Source organism: Actinokineospora sp. UV203, from assembly GCF_056323665.1.
In genome coordinates, this window is record NZ_CM150484.1 from 750,413 (window position 1) to 768,891 (window position 18,479).

15 protein-coding genes are annotated in these 18,479 nt (G+C 69.8%); 8 read left to right on the forward strand and 7 right to left on the reverse strand.

The window, feature by feature from the left end; all coding sequences use genetic code 11:
* Positions 1 to 494: 494 nt before the first annotated feature.
* From lexA to ACUZ2Y_RS03465, 3 genes are all read right to left on the reverse strand, one after another.
* On the reverse strand, positions 495 to 1,157 hold the full coding sequence (gene lexA / locus ACUZ2Y_RS03455) for a transcriptional repressor LexA (protein ID WP_476326795.1): 663 nt from the start codon (positions 1,155 to 1,157) through the stop codon (positions 495 to 497).
* A 47-nt stretch (positions 1,158 to 1,204) separates the two neighbouring features.
* Positions 1,205 to 1,801 (reverse strand): GNAT family N-acetyltransferase, encoded by a 597-nt coding sequence (locus ACUZ2Y_RS03460; protein ID WP_476326797.1) that lies wholly within the window; start codon positions 1,799 to 1,801, stop codon positions 1,205 to 1,207.
* A gap of 75 nt (positions 1,802 to 1,876) precedes the next feature.
* Positions 1,877 to 3,796 carry an FUSC family protein gene (locus tag ACUZ2Y_RS03465; RefSeq protein ID WP_476326799.1) on the reverse strand — a complete coding sequence of 640 codons (1,920 nt, stop codon included), beginning with the start codon at positions 3,794 to 3,796 and terminating at the stop codon, positions 1,877 to 1,879.
* 212 nt (positions 3,797 to 4,008) lie between these two features.
* On the opposite strand from ACUZ2Y_RS03465, the gene ACUZ2Y_RS03470 reads away from it, so the two are divergent.
* Complete coding sequence (locus ACUZ2Y_RS03470) at positions 4,009 to 5,559, forward strand: GMC oxidoreductase (RefSeq protein ID WP_476326801.1); 1,551 nt, start codon at positions 4,009 to 4,011, stop codon at positions 5,557 to 5,559.
* A 3-nt stretch (positions 5,560 to 5,562) separates the two neighbouring features.
* On the opposite strand, the gene ACUZ2Y_RS03475 is transcribed toward ACUZ2Y_RS03470, so the two are convergent.
* Complete coding sequence (locus ACUZ2Y_RS03475; RefSeq protein ID WP_476326803.1) at positions 5,563 to 5,928, reverse strand: DUF6069 family protein; 366 nt, start codon at positions 5,926 to 5,928, stop codon at positions 5,563 to 5,565.
* A gap of 162 nt (positions 5,929 to 6,090) precedes the next feature.
* Between ACUZ2Y_RS03475 and ACUZ2Y_RS03480 the strand changes: the two genes are divergently transcribed.
* The 5 genes from ACUZ2Y_RS03480 to katG all read left to right on the forward strand — a co-directional run bounded on the left by ACUZ2Y_RS03480 (position 6,091) and on the right by katG (position 12,323).
* A complete protein-coding gene (locus ACUZ2Y_RS03480; protein WP_476326805.1) occupies positions 6,091 to 6,507 on the forward strand; it encodes a MarR family winged helix-turn-helix transcriptional regulator in 417 nt (138 codons plus the stop codon).
* Positions 6,508 to 6,683: 176 nt separating this feature from the next.
* The gene (locus tag ACUZ2Y_RS03485) at positions 6,684 to 9,317 is read left to right on the forward strand and encodes a glycoside hydrolase family 3 N-terminal domain-containing protein (protein ID WP_476326807.1); all 2,634 of its coding nucleotides are present in this window, start codon (positions 6,684 to 6,686) and stop codon (positions 9,315 to 9,317) included.
* A 66-nt stretch (positions 9,318 to 9,383) separates the two neighbouring features.
* Complete coding sequence (locus tag ACUZ2Y_RS03490; RefSeq protein ID WP_476331560.1) at positions 9,384 to 9,602, forward strand: GNAT family N-acetyltransferase; 219 nt, start codon at positions 9,384 to 9,386, stop codon at positions 9,600 to 9,602.
* Positions 9,603 to 9,634: 32 nt separating this feature from the next.
* Complete coding sequence (locus ACUZ2Y_RS03495; RefSeq protein ID WP_476326809.1) at positions 9,635 to 10,066, forward strand: Fur family transcriptional regulator; 432 nt, start codon at positions 9,635 to 9,637, stop codon at positions 10,064 to 10,066.
* Between the two features lie 28 nt (positions 10,067 to 10,094).
* A complete protein-coding gene (gene katG, locus ACUZ2Y_RS03500; protein ID WP_476326811.1) occupies positions 10,095 to 12,323 on the forward strand; it encodes a catalase/peroxidase HPI in 2,229 nt (742 codons plus the stop codon).
* Positions 12,324 to 12,486: 163 nt separating this feature from the next.
* Here the strand turns inward: katG and ACUZ2Y_RS03505 are convergent, their stop codons facing one another.
* A complete protein-coding gene (locus ACUZ2Y_RS03505) occupies positions 12,487 to 13,908 on the reverse strand; it encodes an amidase (protein WP_476326813.1) in 1,422 nt (473 codons plus the stop codon).
* Between the two features lie 57 nt (positions 13,909 to 13,965).
* Between ACUZ2Y_RS03505 and ACUZ2Y_RS03510 the strand changes: the two genes are divergently transcribed.
* Entirely contained in the window at positions 13,966 to 14,556 is a 591-nt protein-coding gene (locus tag ACUZ2Y_RS03510; RefSeq protein WP_476326815.1) for a TetR/AcrR family transcriptional regulator, read from the forward strand.
* A 34-nt stretch (positions 14,557 to 14,590) separates the two neighbouring features.
* Here the strand turns inward: ACUZ2Y_RS03510 and ACUZ2Y_RS03515 are convergent, their stop codons facing one another.
* Together ACUZ2Y_RS03515 and ACUZ2Y_RS03520 are read right to left on the reverse strand one after the other, a co-directional pair.
* A complete protein-coding gene (locus tag ACUZ2Y_RS03515) occupies positions 14,591 to 16,021 on the reverse strand; it encodes a hypothetical protein (protein ID WP_476326817.1) in 1,431 nt (476 codons plus the stop codon).
* 81 nt (positions 16,022 to 16,102) lie between these two features.
* A complete protein-coding gene (locus ACUZ2Y_RS03520; protein ID WP_476326819.1) occupies positions 16,103 to 16,714 on the reverse strand; it encodes a LuxR C-terminal-related transcriptional regulator in 612 nt (203 codons plus the stop codon).
* A 381-nt stretch (positions 16,715 to 17,095) separates the two neighbouring features.
* Here ACUZ2Y_RS03520 and ACUZ2Y_RS03525 point away from each other — a divergent pair, with 381 nt between their 5' ends.
* Positions 17,096 to 18,478, forward strand: a complete 1,383-nt coding sequence (locus tag ACUZ2Y_RS03525; protein ID WP_476326821.1) for an alkaline phosphatase PhoX — start codon at positions 17,096 to 17,098, stop codon at positions 18,476 to 18,478.
* Position 18,479 lies beyond the last annotated feature (1 nt).

The following is an 18,479-nucleotide window of genomic DNA, read 5'->3' on the forward strand; positions in this document are numbered from 1 at the left end:
GAGACCGGGTCCGGGTGTTCGCACCCCTGGAGCCGGACGCGTTTCTCCGACTGGCTCCTGATCGGTCACCCTGTCCACGCGCGACACCCGGCGGCGGGGCCCGACGACATCGTCGCTCAACCAGACTGCGAATGACGATGTCGGTCTCCCGCACGCCGGCGAGCGGACCGAGGCGGCGTTTTCGGCGTGGTAGCGCTTGGTCGTGGCGTGCCATTCGCGGCTGCCGCCGCACCAGGCCCAGGTGTCGGCCAGGAAGCGCTGCAGCATCGGCGTGCCCGTCAGACACAGCGCTGCGGCCTCGACGACGAAACGCCGCATGAGTTCGTTGTGGATCTCGACTGGGCCACCAGCCACACGCACAGCGCCCCGGTCAGGAACCCGACCACCTCCATCCACGAGGTGGGCGCCCCGAACAGGGTGAAGGCGGTCGCGCGTAAGGGATCGAGGACCCGGTCGAGGGACACCGGGGCTCCGTTCGTCGGCTTAGATGCTGCCTAGATGCTGCGCAGGACCGATACGACGATGCCCAGGACGACAGCGTTGTCCCCGTCGATGACGTCGTACTCCGGGTTGCGCGGCTCAAGGTAGACGTGGCCGTTGCGGCGGCGGTAGACCTTGACAGTGGCCTCGTCATCGATCATCGCCGCGACGATCTGGCCGGAGTGGGCCTCGTGCTGCCTGCGCACCACGACGATGTCGCCGTCGCAGATCGCGGCGTCGACCATCGAGTCGCCGCGCACGCGCAGGCCGAAGACGTCGCCGCGCCCGGTGAGTTCGCGGGGCAGGTTCAGGGTGTCGTCGAGGTGCTCGTCGGCCGTGATGGGCGTCCCCGCCGCGATGTGGCCGACCACGGGCACCGACACCGAGTCGGCCGCGGGCTGCCGCGACGGGTGCTCGCGCAGGAACACGCGCACGTCCATCGGCCGCGACACTCCCGCGCCGCGGCGCAGGAACCCGCGCTCCTCCAGGCTCGCCAGGTGCTTTGACACCGACGACGAGGACCGCAGGCCGACCGCGTCGCCGATCTCCCGGGTGCTCGGCGAATACCCGTGCCGGACCACCCACTCCTGGATCGTGGCGAGGATCCGCTGCTGACGCGGCGGCAGGGTCGAGGTGTCCAGGTGCTTGAACGCACCGAAGTCGTCGTAGGCGGTCACTCCGGAATCGTAGGGGCAGGCGCCCCGCAAGGTCATGACCAGGTCGATCAACGCGCCGGGCGCTCGTCCAGCCTCGCTTCGAGTCCACTTCGGACAGCCGGCCACTCCGGGGCGGTGACCGAGTAGACGACCGTGTCCCGCAGGGTGTCGTCCGGCCGGATCTTGTGGGCGCGCAGCACGCCTTCGCGGGACGCGCCGAGCCGCTCGATCGCCCGCTGCGACCGCTCGTTGCGGTTGTCGGTGTGCCAGCCGACGCGCAGCGCGCCCAGGTGGTCGAACGCCCACCGCAGCAGCATCAGCTTCGCCTCGGTGTTCAGCGCGGTCCGCTGCCACCGCGCGCCGATCCAGGTGTGGCCGATGTAGAGCCCGCGGTTGCGCTCGTCGATCTCGTAGAGCGATGTGGTGCCCGCGACCTCGCCGGTGACCGCGTCCAACTGGACGAAGGGGAGCCGGGTCGGGTCGGCCAGGGCGGCCGCGACCATCCGCTCGGTGTCGGCGAGGGACTGGGGTTGGCGGGTGCTGAGCCAGGTCCAGATGGCCGGCTCCTTGCCCGCCTCGAACAGGCCGGGGGAGTGGTCCTCGGTGAGCGGGGCGAGGTCGACGAAGGTGCCGGACAAGGTCGGTCGGTGCTGCCAGTCGTTCACGCGTCGACGCTAAAGGCGGCAGGTGGCCTTCCAGTATGGCCACCGCTGCGTCATTTCAGCAGGCCACTTGGTCGGTCATCGCCGTCTGCCGCTGAAGTTCGGTCCGCGCAGCGCGTCGTAGAGGGCGAGCAGGTTGGTGGCCACCGCGGTCAGGTGCGGTGACGTGGGCGGCGGCGTGTCGCTGGGCGCGCGCTCCTCGCTGATGGCCGCGGCGACCTCGTCGAGGGCGGCCACGACCCGGTCGACCTCGGCCCGCTCGGGTGGCGCGGACCCGTGCGCGAGATCGACGGCGACCCCGGTGACCGCGTCGGTGATCCGGTCCAGCCCCACGATCGCGGGCCACCACGCGGCCGCGTGCCTGCCCGCCCGGGACGGCTCGGAGATCAGCCGCTGCGCCTGGACACGCAGGTCCGACAGCTCGCGGTAGGTCTTGCGGCGCGATGCCGACCAGTCGCCCCGGTCGGCGCCCAGCGCGCGGCCGGCGTACCCGGCGAGGGTGCGGGTGACGGCGGCGATCTCGGTGCCGAGCCGGGGTGTGCGGCTGCCGGGCCAGAGCAGGTAGCCGAACACCAGCACGATCGCGCAGCCCACGGCGGTGTCGACCAGCCGGGCGGAGACCAGCGACCAGCTGCCCGCCTGGCGGAGGTCGAGCTGCATGATCACCAGCGGCGTCACGAAGATCGAGAACAGGCCGTAGTTGCGGGCCTGCCCCACCGGCAGGAGCCCGGCGAACAGGGCGGCCAGGGCCACCAGCACCCAGCCACCCGGATTCACCGCGAGCACCGCCGCACCCAGCGCGACGCCGAACACCGTGCCGACTGCGCGCTGCACGGCCCGCGCGAACACCGAGCCGAAGTCCGGTTTGAGCACCAGCGCGACGGTCAGCGTGACCCAGTACGACCGGTCAAGCTGCAGCTGCCGTGACGCCACCTCGGCGAGCCCGACGCAGAACGCCAGCCGTGCGGCGAACCGCCACGTGGCCGGACCCGGCCGCAGGGCGTCCAGGTACCCGGCGAATCGCTCACGCCGGTCGGGTCGGGACCGGCTCGCGGGCGCGGGCGGGGGTTCACCCCCGAGTTCTCGCGCGACCCCGCGCAGCGCGACGGCCAAGGGGGAGTCATCGACCAGGTCGAGCGGCGGCGCGGGCACGTCCTCCTGGATGGCGGCGCCGATGGCGATCACCGCGTACACGAGCGCTCCCGGCGGCGCGGTCCGCTTGTTGTGCAGCGCGACGGCGGCCTCGACCACGGGCGTGGTCTCCGACAACAGCACGAACAGCCGCCGGTAGTCGGCGTCGCGGCCCTCCAACCGCGACCGCGCGGTCAGCAGCGCGTCGTGGGCGTCGTTCATGGCCGCGGTGAGCCGCTGCCGGGCGAAGCCCGATTCCCGCGTGCCCACCACGGTGAGCAGGTCGGCCAGCCGCGAGTAGACGAACGCGAGCGCGGCCCGTTCGGGGACGGTCGCCCGCACCGGCCAGGCCGCGATCGCGAGGAACAGCGTCCAAGCCGCCCCCAGCACGAACCACCCGGTCGCGGCGACGGGATGCCAGACGCCTGCCTGCCCGGTGCCGAGCACACCGAACACCAGCAGCATCAGTCCGGCCGCGGACGCGTTCGCCCCGATCGAGGACACCACGGCCGAGATCGCCGCCAGCGCCACGACAACCGCCGCGGCGATCCACCCGTGGCTCGCGGCCAGCCCACCGACGAGAAAGCCCGTCGCCCCGGCCAATGCGGAGAAACCAATGCGGCGCAGCCGGAACCGGTACGGCCCCGACCGGGCCATGAACGTCGCGCACAGCGCCCCGAGCGAAGCCTGCACACCGATATCGAGGCGCCCGAACGCCACACCGACGGCGATCGGCGTCGCCACGGCGAGCGCGGCGCGGGCCGCCAGCCGCCAGTCCGCGGGCGCGGGCCGCAGCCGCGCCAACTGCCGCAGCCAGTGCGGCGCCGCGACGTCCCGAAGTGGACGAGGACCGTCCGGAGTCTCCACACCCGACACGCTAGCCCGGGGCGCGGCGCGACCTCGGCCCCAAGTGGGCGACGCGACGACCGCATCGAACGCAAAATGTCTTCAGGTATGTCGTGACTTCGCGCGCGAACCAAAGTATAACTTGTTCTCATTCGAGCGAGAGTGGTGAACGTCACATGACGAGCAAACCGCGAATCGGTAACGACTGTAGACGCGTCTCCCGGCGCGCACTCATGGCAGGAACAAGTTCCATTCTGGCCGCCGCCGCGCTCGGCGGGCGTGCGGGTGCGTCCGTTGCGGCACATGTTCCGGTGCTGGTGATCGGCACCGGATACGGGGGAGCGGTGGCCGCTCTGCGCCTGGCTCAGGCGGGCGTAGACGTGCGCATGGTCGAGATGGGCATGTCCTGGGACACCCCAGGTCCCGACGGCAAGATCTTCGCGAACACGACCAAACCGGACTACCGCTCCTTCTGGCTGCGCACCCGGACCAAGCAGCCCATCAACAACTTCCTGGGATTCCCGCTCGACAAGGACGTCCCGCGGTACACCGGGATACTCGACGCCGAGGAGTTCGGCGGCATCACGGTCTACCAGGGTCGCGGTGTCGGGGGAGGGTCCCTCGTCAACGGCGGCATGGCCGTCACGCCCAGGCGTGAGAGGTTCGCGGCTGTCCTCCCGTCGGTGAACGCCGACGAGATGTACGACCGCTACTACCCGCGAGCCAACGCCGGGCTCGGCGTCAACCATGTCGACGTGGCCTGGTGGGAGACGGCCGACTGCTACCAGTTCGCCCGGGTCGGCCGTAAGCACGCGCAGCGGTCCGGCTTCGCGTTTGTGTTCGTGCCCAACGTCTACGACTTCGACTACATGAAGCGGGAAGCGGCCGGGACGGTTCCCAAGTCCGCGTTGGCGGGCGAGGTCATCTACGGCAACAACCATGGCAAGAAGACGCTGCGGGAGACCTATCTCGCGCGGGCCATGGCCACCGGCAAGGTCACCATCTCGCCACTGCACAAGGTCACGTCGGTCGCGCAGGCGGCAGGCGGTGGCTACGCCGTGGCCATGGACCGGCTCGACACCGGTGGCGGCGTCGTGGCGTCGGTGACCATGACCGCGGACAAGGTCTTCTTCGCCGCGGGCAGCGTCGGCACCAGCAAGCTGCTGACGAAGCTCAAGGCCACCGGAGCGTTACCCGGGTTGAACGACGAGATCGGCAAAGGCTGGGGCGACAACGGGAACGTCATGTGCGGCCGCGCCAACCACATGTGGGACCCGACCGGCAAGGTCCAGGCGTCCATGCCCACCGCGGGCATCGACAACTGGGACGCGGGCGGCGCGTTCGCCGAGGTCGCGCCGCTGCCCACCGGGATCGAGACCTACGCCTCGCTCTACCTGTCGATCACGAGGAACCCGAACCGCGCGGCGTTCTCCTGGAACGCCGCGACCGGGAAGGTGGACCTGAACTGGCAGACCGCGTGGAAGCAGCCGTCCATCGACGCGGTCAGGACCATCTTCGACAAGATCAACGCCAAGGAGGGGACGATCTACCGCACCGACCTCTTCGGCTCGTACAAGATCTGGGGCGACCACCTCACCTACCACCCGCTCGGCGGCGCGGTCCTGAACAAGGCCACCGACAACTACGGCAGGCTGCACGGACACCCCGGCCTGTACGTCATCGACGGCGCGCTGATCCCGGGCAACACCGGCGTCAACCCGTTCGTCACCATCACCGCGCTCGCCGAGCGGAACATCGAGAAGATCATCGCCACCGACCTGTGACTGTCAGACGTCTTGGCGCGTCCGTCGAATCAGAACGAACCACACGACTCCGGCCACCACATGCATGGCCGCCAGTGTGACGGACGTGCTGGCCGACGCCTCCACGGTGAACGGCGCCACCGTCGTGAGCAGTCCGACCGCCAGTCCCAGCCACCCCACCGTGGTCCACCCGCGTCGGCCCCATCGGGTGGCCAGCGCGAGTGCCGCGGTGCCGAGCGCGAGCGGAAGGACGGTCATCAGCGCGACGGTCCCGGCGCCGAGCTCCATTGCTTCCGTCGCGCCGGTTTGGGCAACCGACATGTCCGCACCGGCCAGCCGTCCGCCAACCAGAACCAGCAGATTGCCCAGGACCGCACCGATCACGGCCATGCCTCCGATGTTCAGCGCGCCCCGAATCGTCTGGGACCGGGGAGCGGCAGTAAGGACAGACATGTTGACCTCCTAGAAGATTGACCACATCAAGCAACTGCCGAAAGTCTGGCACAAGTAGTTGAGGTCGTCAAATATTGAGGTGGTGGGTAGACTGGGTCCATGAACGCCGCCCGCTTGGCAGAAGCGCGCGACCTCAGCGTCAAGCTCTTCCGTGTCGTGCGGCGGATGGAGCAGGACTTCGAGGCCGTCTCCGCGTCGCTGGGCCTCACGCCCCTGCAGGCCCGCACGCTGCTGGGCCTGGAACAACCAATCCCGATGCGCGACCTGGCGTCAGAAATGTCCTGCGACGCCTCTAACGTCACCGGTTTGGCCGACCGTCTGGAACGGCTCGGGCTCATCGAACGCGCCCCCGGCGCCGACCGCCGCGTCAAGCTGCTCAGCCTCACCGAACAGGGAATGTCCCTGCGCGCCGAACTCGCCGACCGGGTGGCCGCGGGCTCCACGGTGTCCGCCCGCCTGGCCAAGGCTGAACGCGCACAACTCGAAGCTCTGCTGGACAAGCTGCTGGCGGACTAGCGCCCAACGGGACCGCTGAACCCTCGACGTCATAGCGCGGCCTGCGGACATCGGTCGTGAAAGCGCTCCCACGTTCCACCGAAAGTTCTATTGACGGAGCGGGTGGCGGTGGAAGAGCATTCGACAGGGCCGCCCGCCGGGGCGGGACGTCGCCGCCGATTCGCGAGGACTGACAGATGGCACACGGGTATGCGGAACGTGCGGGACGAGTCGTGCTCGCGGTGGTGCTGGGCGCCACGCTGGTCAGTGGGGCCGCGGCCGCGGAGAGCGCCGCGGGTGGGCAGCCGGTGGTGGGGCAACCCGCGCTCGGGCCGGACGGGTGCGCCCGGATCGAGGAGCGGTTACCCACGCTGTCGGACTGGCCCAAGGTGCGCAGCCGCTTCGTGCGCAACCCCGTGGACGAACGGCGCGTCGCCCGGATGGTCGCGGACATGACCCTCGCCGAGAAGGTCGGCCAGATGGCGCAGCCGGAGATCTCGGCGATCACCCCCGACGAGGTCCGCGAGTACGGCATCGGCTCCGTTCTCAACGGCGGCGGCTCCTGGCCTGATGCGAACAAGCACGCCGCGCCGGGGGACTGGCTGGCGCCGGCCGACGCCTACTGGACGGCGTCGAAGGCGACCCGGACCAAGGTGCCGGTGATCTGGGGCATCGACGCCGTGCACGGCAACAACAACGTCTACGGCGCCACCGTCTTCCCGCACAACATCGGTCTCGGCGCCGCCCACGACCCGTGCCTGGTGCGCGCGGTCAGCGCCGCCACCGCCGAGCAGATCCGGGCCACCGGGCAGGACTGGGCGTTCGCGCCCACCTTGGCCGTGGCCCGCGACGACCGGTGGGGCCGCACGTACGAGGGCTTCTCCGAAGACCCGCGCATCACCCGCGCCTACGGCTGGGAGGCCATCCGCGGGCTGCAGGGCCACCACCCGCTGCGCATCGGCGCGGACGGCGTGATCGGCACCGCCAAGCACTTCATCGGCGACGGCGGCACCGAAGGCGGTCGCGACCAAGGGGTCAACCCGTCGTCGCACGCCGAGATGATCAACATCCACGGGCAGGGGTACTACGGCGCACTCGCGGCGGGCGCGCAGACCGTCATGGTGTCGTTCAACAGCTGGACCAACCCCGAGTTGGGCATCACCGAGGGCAAGCTGCATGGCAGCGACCTCGCGCTCAACGGCATCCTCAAAGGCAAGATGGGCTTCGACGGGCTGGTCGTGTCCGACTGGAACGGCATCGGCCAGGTCGACGGCTGCACGAACGCCAGTTGCGCCAGGGCGATCAACGCGGGCATCGACATCGTGATGGTGCCCAACGACTGGAAGGCGTTCATTCAGAACACCATCGCCCAGGTTGAGAGCGGCGAGATCGCGACGGCCCGCATCGACGACGCCGTCACCCGAATCCTGCGCGTGAAGCTGCGCTCGGGGGTGTTCGACGCGCCGAAGCCGTCGGCCCGCGAACACGCCGGCTCGACCGACGCCTTGCGGGCGCGGGAACTGGCCCGCGACGCGGTTCGCAAGTCGCAGGTGTTGCTGAAGAACAACGGGAACGTGCTGCCGCTGGCCCGAGACGCGAAGGTGCTGGTGGTCGGCAAGAGCGCCGACAGCTTGCAGAACCAGACCGGCGGTTGGACGCTGACCTGGCAGGGAACCGGGAACACCAACGACGACTTCCCGGTCGGCACCACGATCCTCGGCGGTCTGCGCGAGGTGCTGGGCGCGGGCAACGTCACGTTCAGCGAGACCGGCGACGTCGACCCGGCTGGCTTCGACGCGGTGGTCGCCGTCATCGGCGAGACCCCGTACGCCGAAGGCGTCGGCGACCTCACCCGCCGCACGCTGGAGCTGGCCCGCCTGCAGCCCGCGGACATCGCGGTGCTGGACAAGGTAAGCGGCAAAGGCGCACCGGTGGTCACCGTGCTGGTGTCCGGCCGCCCGCTGCACGTCAACCGCGAGCTGAACCGCTCGGCCGCGTTCGTGGCGGCCTGGCTCCCCGGCACCGAGGGCGGCGGCGTCGCCGACCTGCTTGTTCGGGGTCCCAACCACGGCCGTGGTTTCACCGGGTCGCTGTCGTACTCGTGGCCCCGCTCGGCGTGTCAGACACCGCTGAACCCCGGCATGGACGGCTACGACCCGCTGTTCACCTTGGGCTACGGCCTGCGCGACGGCCAGACCGGGTCCGTGCCGACCCTGGATGAGGCCTCGCCCGGCTATAGCTGCGGCGGGGGAGGCGGCGACGCCGACGAGGAACTCGAGGTCTTCGTCCGGCAGGATGTCGCACCGTACAAGAGTTTCCTCGGATCGCCCGATAACTGGGGCGGCACCGAGATCGGCCCGGACCTGACCGAGGCGCACGGCTCGATCTCGGTTGTTCCGGCCGACGTCAACGTCCAAGGCGACGCCCTCAAGACGACCTGGACGGGCACCGGCCCTGGGCAGGTCTACCTCCAGAATCCCAACGGTGGAACGGATCTGCGGCCCTACCTGAACGCCGACAGCGCTGTGGTGTTCGATGTGATCGTCCATCAGCCCCCGGCCAACCGAACCGTCATTGGAGTCCACTGTGGATACCCGTGCATGTCGGAAGTGGCGGCCACGACCTTGTTCCAAGGCCTGCCCATCGGCGTGAAATCGACCGTCAAGATCCCCGTCGACTGCTTCGCCGCCGTCGGACTGGACTTGGAGAACGTCAACACACCGTTCCTGGTCTACACCGACGGCCCGTTCCAGGCGTCCTTCGCCAATGTGCGGTGGGTGCCCGAGGCCGCGACCGACCCCGACGCCACCCGGTGCTCGGACCTGACCTGAGCCTGATCAACAGGCCTCTCGGCTGGCTTAGGGTGGACCACCTGGATCCCCGGATGTGAGGTGACGATGGTCGACGTGGTGGACAAACGTGAGCGGACGCGCTTCGAGGCACGGGTCGGTGACGAGCTGGCGGGTTTCGCCGAATACCAGCTCACCGAGAAGTTGATCGTCTTCACGCACACCGAGGTCTACGGCGCCGGGCCGCCCATCTGCGCGCGGTCGTCGCGACCTGCCCCTCGGGAGCGCTGCGCGTCGAGGAGCACTGAGCCTCCGGCCAAATCTTGATTGATTCCAGAAAATGGGGCACACTCGGGGGCGTGCCCACTCCAACGGACTTCGAGCGCATGCTCCGCGGGGTTTCGCTGCGCGTGACGCGGCCCCGGGTGGCGGTGCTGTCCGTGGTGCACGACCGGCCGCACGCCGACACGGATTCGATCATCGGCGCGGTCCGCGAGGGCCTGGGCGGGGTGTCCCACCAGGCCGTTTACGACGTGCTGCGCGCGTTGACCACAGCCGGTCTGCTGCGGCGGATCGAGCCGCCGGGCTCCGTGGCGCGCTATGAGGCGCGGGTCGGCGACAACCACCACCATGTCGTGTGCCGATCGTGTGGTGCCATCGCCGATGTCGACTGCGCTGTCGGCGACACACCGTGTCTCACCGCTTCCGACGACCACGGCTTCACGATCGACGAGGCCGAGGTCATCTATTGGGGCCTGTGCCCTGGCTGCTCCACCACCACCAGTTCCTGAGCACGCATCTCATCTTGGAAGGATTCCTGTGTCTGACAGTCCTGACGCCGTCGTTGGAGAGATGAACGAGGAGAGGGCGGGCGGGTGCCCGGTCTCGGCAGGCAAGCTCAACCACCCGACCGAGGGCGGCGGTAACCGCGGTTGGTGGCCCAACCAGCTCAACCTGGCGATCCTGCGCAAGCACTCCACCGCGTCCGACCCCATGGGTGGGGACTTCGACTACGCCGCCGAGTTCGCCACGCTCGACCTTGACGCGCTGACCAGCGACGTCGACGAGCTGATGACGTCGTCGCAGGACTGGTGGCCCGCCGACTTCGGCCACTACGGGCCGTTCATGATCCGGATGGCGTGGCACAGCGCGGGCACGTACCGCATCGAGGACGGCCGCGGCGGCGCGGGCGCGGGCATGCAGCGTTTCGCGCCGCTCAACAGCTGGCCCGACAACGGCAACCTCGACAAGGCCCGCAGGCTGCTTTGGCCGATCAAGCAGAAGTACGGCCGCAAGATCTCCTGGGCCGACCTGATGATCTTCGCGGGCAACCGCGCGCTGGAGACCATGGGCTTCAAGACCTTCGGCTTCGCCGGCGGCCGCGCGGACGTGTGGGAGCCGGACGAGGACGTCTACTGGGGTCCGGAGCGCACCTGGCTCGGCGATGAGCGCTACACCGGCGACCGGGAGCTGGAGAGCCCCCTGGCGGCTGTGCAGATGGGCCTGATCTACGTCAACCCCGAGGGCCCCAACGGCAACCCGGACCCGCTGGCCTCGGCCCGCGACATCCGCGAGACGTTCCGCCGGATGGCGATGAACGACGAGGAGACCGTCGCGCTGATCGCGGGCGGGCACTCCTTCGGCAAGGCGCACGGTGCGGCCGACCCCGACGAGTTCGTCGGCGCCGAGCCCGAGGGCGCCTCGATCGAGGAGCAGGGCCTCGGCTGGAAGAACACCTTCGGCAGCGGCAAGGGCCGCGACGCGATCACCAGCGGCCTCGAGGTCACCTGGACGCCCACGCCGACCAAGTGGGACAACACCTTCTTCGAGACCCTGTTCGGTTTCGAGTGGGAACTGACGAAGAGCCCCGCGGGCGCCCACCAGTGGCAGCCCAAGGACGGCGGGGGCGCGAACACCGTGCCCGACCCGGAGGACGGCTCGCTGACCCGGCCCCCGACGATGCTCACGACCGACCTCGCGCTGCGGCTCGACCCGGTCTACGAGCCGATCTCGCGGCGCTTCCTGGAGAACCCGGACCAGTTCGCCGACGCGTTCGCCCGGGCGTGGTTCAAGCTCACCCACCGCGACATGGGCCCGATCCAGCGCTACCTCGGACCGCTGGTGCCGCAGGAGACGCTGATCTGGCAGGACCCGGTGCCCGCCGTCGACCACGAACTCGTCGACGCGGCCGACATCGCCGCGCTCAAGGCCCGGATCCTCGACTCGGAGCTGTCGGTCGCCGAGCTCGTCTCGACCGCGTGGGCGTCGGCCTCGACGTTCCGCGGCGGCGACAAGCGCGGCGGCGCGAACGGTGCGCGGGTCCGGCTTGAGCCCCAGCGCGGCTGGGAGGTCAACAACCCCGACACGCTCGCGAAGGTGCTGGGCGCCCTGGAGGGCATCCAGGCGGGCTTCAACAGCGCACAGCCGGTGGGCGGGAAGAAGGTCTCCCTCGCCGACCTGATCGTGCTCGGCGGCTGCGCCGCGGTCGAGCGGGCCGCCAAGGACGCGGGCTTCGACATCGAGGTCCCCTTCACCCCGGGCCGCACGGACGCCACGCAGGAGCAGACCGACGTCGAGTCGTTCGCGCCGCTCGAGCCCACCGTGGACGGGTTCCGCAACTACCGCGGGAAGGGCAACCGGCTGCCGTCGGAGTACCTCCTGGTCGACCGCGCGAACCTGCTGGCCCTGACCGCGCCCGAGATGACCGTCCTCGTGGGCGGCCTGCGGGTCCTGGGCGCGAACCACCAGCAGTCCCAGTTGGGCGTCTTCACCTCGACGCCGGGGTCGCTGACCACCGACTTCTTCGTGAACCTGCTCGACATGGACACGCAGTGGTCGGCGACGTCGGAGGACGCGGAGACCTTCGAGGGCCGCGACCTCGCCACCGGCACCGTCAAGTGGATCGGCAGCCGCGCCGACCTCGTCTTCGGCTCGAACTCCGAGCTGCGCGCGGTCGCCGAGGTCTACGCCGCTGATGACTCCCGGGAGAAGTTCGTCCGCGACTTCGTGGCGGCCTGGGACAAGGTCATGAACCTCGGCAGGTTCTAGTCCGCCTCCCGAAATTGGTTGCGGTGACGGGGCATCGGGCATGACGTCGGGTCTTCGACGTTGTTCCGGTGCCCCGTCCCGCTTCATCGGTGTCGGGAAGGGGGAACTCGGTGTCGGGAAGGGGGAACTCGGTGTCGGGAAGGGGGGACTCGCGGGGTGGGGGTTAGGTGGGGGTGTGGATTTTGGGGAAGGGGTGGTCGGCTTCGAGGGCGTAGGCGACTTCGAGGAGGGTGCGTTCGTCGCCGTGGGCGGCGCTGAGGTGGACGCCGATCGGCAGGCCCTCCGGTGTCATGCCCAGGGGTAGGGAGATCGCCGGGGTGCCCGCGATGTTGTTCAGTGGGGTGTAGGCGACGTAGCTGGTCAGCCGGTCGAGCAGCTCGTCGAAGTCGACGGTGGGGCTGATGTGCCCGATGCGCGGCGTGGTGTGCGCGAGCACCGGTGAGAGCACAAGTTCGTGGCGGGCGAACAGGTCCGCGTAGGCGCCGGGTATGCGGCGCAGGCGGCGCAGTGCTCCCGGTGTGCGGCGCAGGTTGGCGCGGTGGTGCAGGCGCAGGCCTCGGGTGAGCCCGTCGACGCGCTGCCGGTCGAAGGTCCGGTTGAAGGTGAGTTTGCCGGTGTCCACCGCGAGTTGGGCGAGCAGACCCCAGTACTGCAGGAAGTCCGCCGCGAACTGCTCGGTGACGGGCAGGCCGATCGGCTCCACGTGATGGCCGGCCTTCTCCAGCAGCCGAGCGGTGTGCTCGACCGTGGCGCGGGTGTGTTCGTCGAGGGTGCCGCTGAGCGGATCGAGCACGAGGCCGATCCGCAGCCGCCGCTGGGCGGGCCCGTGCACCAGGCCGATCGGCGGGAGATTCGGGTTGCGCCAGTGGTCTTCGGCGGCGGCGAGGAAGGCCGCGGTGTCGCGGACACTGCGGGTGAGGACGCCTTCGGAGACCATGTTGATCGGCAGCCGGCGGGCCTGTTCGCCGTCGATGTGGCGGTGCCGGGTCGGCTTGAGGCCGACGAGCCCGGCGCAGGCCGCCGGGATCCGGATCGAGCCGCCGCCGTCGTTGGCGTGGGCGATGGGGACGACACCCGAGGCGACGAGCGCGGCCGAACCACCCGAGGAGGCACCGACGGAAAAGTCGGTGTGCCAAGGGTTTCGGGTCGGTTCCCCGGTCATGAACTCGGTCGTGGCGTTCAGCCCGAACTCCGGCAGCCGGGACTTGCCCACCACGGTCAGCCCGGTGCTGAGGTACTGCGTGGCGTAGGCGCCGTCCTTCTTCACGGGCGCGGCGGTGTAGGCCTCGCTGCCGTGGTTGGTCGGCAGGCCGCGCAAGTCGGTGTTGTCCTTGACGAAGGTGGGCACGCCATAGAGCGCGCCGGTCTTGTCCGGCGCGACGCGCGGTGTGTCCGGTTCGCAGGCGATGGCGTTGAGCAGCGGCTCGACCCGCCGGGCCCGGGCGAGCGCCGCGTCGGCGAGTTCCTGAGCGCTGACCGCGCCTGCGCGGATCATGCCGGCGAGCGCGACCGCGTCGTGGTCGCCGAGCGCGTCGTCACCGAAGGCGTGCACCAGCGGTGGTCGGGGAGTCGTTGGTGTGGTCACACCCACAACGGTACGCCAATCTTGAAGGAATCTACAAGATTGGCGTACCGTTGTGCCGTGCCACACCCGGACAAGCGCTACGCCAAGGGGGAGCAGCGCCGCGAACGACTGCTCCGCGCCGCCATCGAGATCGCCGCGGAACAGGGCATCGCCGCGGTCACCCACCGCGCCGTCACCGAGCGGGCGGGCGTCCCTTATACGTCCGTGTCGTACTTCTTCGGCACGATCGAGCAACTCGGTGTCGAGGCACTCCAACTCGCCGCGGACGACCTCATCGCCCGGCTCGACGCCCTCGCCGCCGACCTTGCCGCCGCCAGGGTGCGCCCCGACGAGATCGCCCGCCACGTCGCCGAACTGCTGACGTTCTTTCCGCCGTCCCTCGAACTGGCTCGCTACGAGGTGCTGCTCCAAGCGGCACGCTCACCCGAACGGTCCGAAGCGCTGGCCCGGATCATCGACACGATCCACGGCGTCGCCGAGGCCGCACTCCGCGCGGCGGGCGCGGCGAGGCCCGCTGAAGGTGCCCGGGCCTTCGCCGCCATGGCCGAGGGATTCACCCTCCACCACCTCGTGTCCCCACGGCCCGACGACGTCGACACCGCCGAACGCGCCTACCGCGCGCTGTTCCGGGCCTACGCGGGCGAATGACCGGCGTCGGGTGCCGCCCTACGCCGGCAGGCGGTCAGGCGGGCACCAGCCGCTTCGCCTGCGTCTTCGCCGCCGCCGTGACCTCGGGGTAGGCGCCGAGTTCGACGTTGAACGTGCTCAGCTGATGACCCGGACCGTTCGACACCGTGCCGTTCAGGATGGCGTCGAGTTTGTCCTTCGCGTCCTTGTAGTTGGCGGCCTGAGCGGTGTTCAGAAAATCGGTGAAGTTCTTGTAGTCGTCAGTTGTCTTGTCCAGCACGGCCGCCGCCACCGCGGTGACGTAGTACTCGTACTGGAAGTTGAACGTGATCTTCCGAACCGTCGCGCAGTCCGACGTGAACTCGGTCTGCGAGCTGGAGACCCGGAGGAAGTAGTACTTCAGCTTCGGGAAGTACCGGTACACCGGGGTGCCGTCCGAGTTCTCCTGCACGGCCTCGTGGCACTGGCCGAGGAGGGCGACCTGGTAGTCGCGCTGCTTGTTGTCCCAGCCCATTTGCAGGGACTTGCCGACGCCGGAGATGAAGGTGGAGATGCCGCTGATGATGGAGCTGGGCACCGTGGCGGCGTCGAAGAAGAGCTTGATGAAGCTGGTGCTGAACTCGGCGAGGACCTGGGTGTCCGAGTAGGTCTCCTGGGTGATCGAGTAGTCGGTGAGCCCGCCTGTCTCCTGCAGCAGGAACTGCATGTAGTGGGTGACGGCGGGATCCCACTGGGACGTGGGCGGGGTGTCTCCCTGCAGCGGTTTGGCGGTTCCGCTCTTCATCGCGGTGTAGACCTTGATCCGCAGCGTGGAGAAGAAGTTGGCGATCTTGTCGAACACCGCGGTCCCGGTCTTGAACGCGTCGCTGTTGTTCACCAGGTCCGAGGTGAGGTTGACGAACGAGATCAGGCCGTCGGAGTCCTGGAACGCGTTGCCTCCGGTGTCGGCGGCGAGGACGGTGGGCTGGGCGAGGATCGCGTCGAGCCGTTGGCGGGCGAGTTCGATACCGCTGCCGTTTGGGGAGACCGGGCCTGCGGCGGCGCCGTTCCCCGCGGCGGCCAGACCATTCCCCGAGGCGACGCCGTCACCGCCGGGTGCGAAGGTCGTCACCACGGGGGCGGACTCCGGCGGGTGGCACTTGACCTTGTTGTCCGTCTTGCCGGGCCCGTACTGGGACGGGATGGCCGGGATCCAGATGTACACGCCGCTGGGTCTGTACTCCCGGCCGGTGGGATTCACCGCCTTGCCGTTCGTCGGAGCGTCGCCCTCGATGGTCACCTTGTCCCACGCGCGCGGTGGGTTGGTGGAGGCCGGAACCCAGTAGGACCCTTCGTCGAAGGACGCGACCTCGTAGTGCCAGTGGATGCTCGGGGACCATCCCCACTCGTCGTCCCGGACGAACTTGCCGCCGCCGTCGTACCTGAGGACCATGACGCCGGGCCAGCCCGCCATGGTCACGCCTGCCACATTCAACGTCCTACACATGGGTCGTCTCCTGGGTGTGGGTACGGTCCCTGCCGCCGTACATCCGGCAAGTGTGTGGCCGTCCGTATGCGCCCGGCATCGTCAAAATTGACGACCGGCGACGGCATGGACGGCATGGTCGGGCAGGTTCAGCTCCTGCCAGCCCGCCCGTCCCGCGGCTACCGCGGCCAACTGGGACGAGACGTTGAGCTTGAGCAGGATCGACCGGATGTGCGTGCGGACGGTCGTGAGACTCACGTGTTCCCGGTGGGCGATCTCGGCCGCCGCCAGGCCCGCGGCCAGGTCGGTCAGCACTGTGCGCTCGCGCGGGGTGAGCCGGTCGAGGCGCTCCTGCAGGCGTATCCGCAAGCGCAGGCCCTCCATCAGCGCGTCGCGGTGCGAGGTGTCGGTGAGGCCGTGCTGCACGGCGGCCAGGAGATCGGGGACCGGCAGGTCCCGGTCGACGACGCTGGTCGCCCCGGCGTGCACGGCGATGATCAGCTCCCGTGGGCACCGCACGGACCCGACCACCACCGTGGGCATCGCATGGGCGACGCACTCCGCGACGAGGTCGCTCGACAGCACCCCGTGCTCGTGGACGATCACCGCCGCGCAGGCCGCCATCCCGGCCGGGTCGCGCACGCAGGTCCACCCCAGGGCGGCGAGCCCGGCCGCCAAGACGGTGCGCAGCACCCCGGCGCCGACCAGCCGCACGACGCGCGGGTTCGCCCGAGGCCGCGGGATGGCCGGTGGTTCGCCCGGCCGGTCCGTCCGTCCGACGACTCACCTCCCGACGAGACCGATCGACGGTGACAGGTCGGGTCGACGGGAGGCAACGAGATCAGCGCAGAGGTAGCTCTTCGGGTGACGCCGCGATCACCCGATCGCGTCACCGGTGACGTCGGCTGGGATACGCCCACTTCCAGCCTTTGTGGACGACCGACCCCTCGGTCAAGTGCGCGGTCGTGACCGGCGAACACAGTCTCCACAGTGGACATCGGCTGTTCACCCGGTGGTCGGAAACCCGCGATGTGCCCAGAATCAGGCCGACCTAGGGTCAGGCCACCCGTTCCCGAACCACCACCTGGAGCACCTGTGGCCGACAGTTCCCCGACCGCCCCCGCGCGTCGCACGTTCCTGAAGCAGGGTCTCACCGCGGCCGCCGCCGTGGCCGCCGTCGGTCCGCTCGCCGCGCTCGGCGCCCGGACCGCGGGCGCCGAGCCGATGGCCAAGCTGCCCGCGAGCCCCGACTACGGGCCGCTGCACCCGACGCGGGACCAGACCACCGGGCTGGAGTTACTCGCGCTGCCCAAGGGATTCGAGTACCTCACCCACGGCTGGACCGGCGACATGATGTCCGACGGTGTGCGCACCCCCGGCAGCCATGACGGCATGGCCGCCTTCCAGCGCGCCGACGACAAGGTCGCGCTGGTCCGCAACCACGAGGTCGGCTCCTACCGCGGCGCCTTCACCAAACCTGCCTACAATCCGGCGGCGGGCGGCGGCACCACCACCCTGGTGTTCGACCCGGACGCGGGCGCGTTCACCGAGTCGTGGGCGAGCCTGTCCGGCACGATCCGCAACTGCGCGGGCGGGCCAACCCCGTGGGGCACCTGGCTGACGTGTGAGGAGACCACCGAGACCGGACCGGACGGCACCCGCCACGGCTACGTCTTCGAGGTCCCGTTCGAGGGCAAGGGCGATCCCACTCCGCTCAAGGGCATGGGTCGGTTCAGCCACGAGGCCGTCGCCGTGGACCCCGCGACCGGCATCGTCTACCTCACCGAGGACGCCACGCCGTCCGGGCTCTACCGCTACCTGCCCAACCAGCGCGGCAACCTCGCCGCGGGCGGCGTGCTGCAGATGATGGCCATCGAGGCGGGCGGCGGCGCGTCGTACTCCACTTACGCCGACGGCACGGGCACCGAGTACCGCACCTCCTGGGTGACCATCGCCAACCCGGACTACGCGCCGGGGGAGACCCGCCCGGCACTGCAGGGCGCGGCCCTCGGCGGCGCGGTCTTCAAGCGCCTCGAAGGCGCGTGGTGGGGCAATGAGCGCGTGTATGTCGTGTCCACCAACGGCGGTCCGAAGGGCCAGGGCCAGGTCTTCGAGTACGACCCGCGGACCGAGCGGATGTCCGTCCTGTTCGCGTCCCCCGACGCGAAGGTCCTCAACAACCCCGACAACATCTGCGTGAGCCCCCGCGGCGGCATCGTGCTCTGCGAGGACGGCAGCGAAGGCGAGTACGTCCACGGCCTGACCACCGATGGCGAGATCTTCCCGTTCGCCCTCAACTCCGTTGTCATCCCGGCTGGAGGCGTCCCCGGAAAGGCCGTCGCACCGGGCAACTACACCGGCTCCGAGTGGTGCGGCTCGACGTTCGAGCCGCGCAACGGCAACTGGCTGTTCCTCAACATCCAGTCGCCGGGCCTCACCGTCGCCGTCACCGGACCGTGGCGCACCGGCTCACTCTGAG

What these genes read in the sequence shown, in the direction of transcription:
- ACUZ2Y_RS03515 (WP_476326817.1), bottom strand. Translation starts at nt 16,021, where the DNA reads ATGTGTAGGACGTTGAATGTGGCAGGCGTGACCATGGCGGGCTGGCCC.
- ACUZ2Y_RS03475 (WP_476326803.1), bottom strand. Translation starts at nt 5,928, where the DNA reads ATGGCCGTGATCGGTGCGGTCCTGGGCAATCTGCTGGTTCTGGTTGGC.
- ACUZ2Y_RS03485 (WP_476326807.1), top strand. Translation starts at nt 6,684, where the DNA reads ATGGCACACGGGTATGCGGAACGTGCGGGACGAGTCGTGCTCGCGGTG.
- ACUZ2Y_RS03470 (WP_476326801.1), top strand. Translation starts at nt 4,009, where the DNA reads ATGGCAGGAACAAGTTCCATTCTGGCCGCCGCCGCGCTCGGCGGGCGT.
- ACUZ2Y_RS03480 (WP_476326805.1), top strand. Translation starts at nt 6,091, where the DNA reads ATGAACGCCGCCCGCTTGGCAGAAGCGCGCGACCTCAGCGTCAAGCTC.
- ACUZ2Y_RS03490 (WP_476331560.1), top strand. Translation starts at nt 9,384, where the DNA reads ATGGTCGACGTGGTGGACAAACGTGAGCGGACGCGCTTCGAGGCACGG.